1 protein-coding gene is annotated in these 1,861 nt (G+C 63.5%); it reads right to left on the bottom strand.

All coding sequences use genetic code 11. The features are described 5' to 3' along the window. Positions 1-264: 264 nt before the first annotated feature. A complete protein-coding gene (locus KBX06_RS27405) occupies positions 265-1,122 on the bottom strand; it encodes a hypothetical protein (protein WP_247686778.1) in 858 nt (285 codons plus the stop codon). Positions 1,123-1,861 lie beyond the last annotated feature (739 nt).

Below are 1,861 nucleotides of genomic sequence, written 5' to 3'. Positions count from 1 at the left end.
CCGCGCCGCCCACACATTGGCCGACGCCGCTTCCGGCATCGCCAACCTCCACAACATCATCCTCGCCGGCTGACGGTCAGTCCGGTGACAGGCAACGCCTCCACCGAGTTACGAGACGTCCCTTAGCCTGCCTGCCTCTCTGTGTGACCGGTTGGCGTGCGATAAGCGCCACCGAAGATTCGGCGGCCCTCGCTCGGCGTTACGGCATGACTCGGGCTGACCTTGAGTACCTGGCTATGATCGCAGTTGCAGGAAGCCGCTAGCTCAGGGCTGTTCGTGCGACTCCTGTACGGCACGGAAGATGGAGGTCATTAGCATGACGGCGACGATGCTGTTGCCCGCCGTGTAGTGGCCGGCATCGGCCTGGTGGACAGTGACGTGGCGGCTGAGTGTCGTTGGCGCTGGCGTGCCTGAGTTGGGGAACCATGTAGTGTAGAACGGTCCGATAGCGGCCAGCGCGGTTTTGAGCCGCAGTTCAGCCATCGACAGATCCCCCCAGTTGTCGATCTTTACGGCGTTTCTGACACTTCTGTAATTCTGTTCGAACGTCCGAGACACGGCCGTTTCGGTGACGACCACGGCGAGCGACTGAGCGGCCTCGTTGTGCCCATCTGCAAACGCATCGACGGCGCTTGTGGCGAGCGGAAGCTGGATTACCAACTCGCCGTCGCTGACCTCGGCGAGAACCTTTCGGCAGTCCTGGATGACCTCGTCACGGTGTGCCAGCAAGACCTTGATCCGCTCATCTCGGTTTGCCGACTGAAGGACCTGTCGGACAATCTCCTTCCGCGGCACCCAGACCAGCGGAATCCCCTCGTTCTGGACGATGGAGAATACTCTTTCGATGAGTTCCGGGTCGTCCATCGGCCAGTTCCGCGGCAGTTTGGCGAGGAGTCTGCTGACGGCTTCCCCAGCGCCTGTCAGGTCAGGTACGGTGATCTTCGGAAAGCTCGCGAGGCTCGTCAGCAGGTTGACCAGCGCGGGCTCCATGGCCTCCCTTGCGGCCTCCACTTGCGCTTGAATCTGCCTCGCGCCGTCAAGCAGTGCAGGGGAAACGATCTTGCTCAAGTCGTGCCACTTTGCGATGGCCTTCGCCATCACTTCGATGAACTCCGGGGTCATGTCCTCTGGGCCCGGAGGACGGCCCCGCTTCCATCCCTGGCCGGCGGTGGAATCCGCTGGATCGTCGCAGGGCAGGCGAGGGGCCGGTTCCTCCTGTGGGTCGGGCGTCTCACTGTCGTCAGGCCGGTCAGTCATCGATGCGTATCTCCTCGTTCTCCTTGTTCTGGATTGGTGTGCTGGCTCGGCCTGCAGCGGGACGCCGACATGCTTCGATGCGCGGTTCGATGGTGGGCCGCAAGCAGCAGCATGGCGGCGAGCCTCTGCTCGGTGGCCGTGCGGCTGACTTGCAGCCTTGCGTCTCGCCGAGCCACCCATGATCGCGTGCCTCGGCGATCCGGGCATCTAGATTTCCGGTGAACACCTCGACGTTGGGTAGGCCGGTTTCTGGTGCGGCGTCACCGCTGGTTGGCAGGGAAGGATGCTGAGGTCAGCGCCGGTCGTCGACCATCCGGGGGTTTGGGGTTAGGGCATGGGGTCGGCTCCGGCGGGGGCGTTCAGGTGGCAGTCGGTGGAGTCCCAGTGGGATCCACGGCGGCGCTCACCCCTCCTCGCGTTCAGCCAGGATGATCCTCGCGCCCCAAAGGCACGCCCAACGTCATTCGTCAGAAGTTCTTAGTACTCCAACGTCACTTGGCCTGTCTGCGCTGGTAGTGGGATCGGCGGGCTCGGGCTTGGGATGTTCGTCGCCAGAGCGACCAGTGCAGGGTGTGTGCTGGTGGGTGCGTCACGGCGAGGACGA

The sequence above is a fragment of the Micromonospora sp. C31 genome (genome assembly GCF_018070575.1).
GTDB lineage: Bacteria > Actinomycetota > Actinomycetes > Mycobacteriales > Micromonosporaceae > Micromonospora.
This window is presented reverse-complemented; position numbering and strand designations above follow the sequence as displayed.

Bases quoted from the DNA above. Each gene is read 5' to 3' on its own strand.
- KBX06_RS27405 (WP_247686778.1), bottom strand. From the start codon at position 1,122: ATGACCCCGGAGTTCATCGAAGTGATGGCGAAGGCCATCGCAAAGTGG.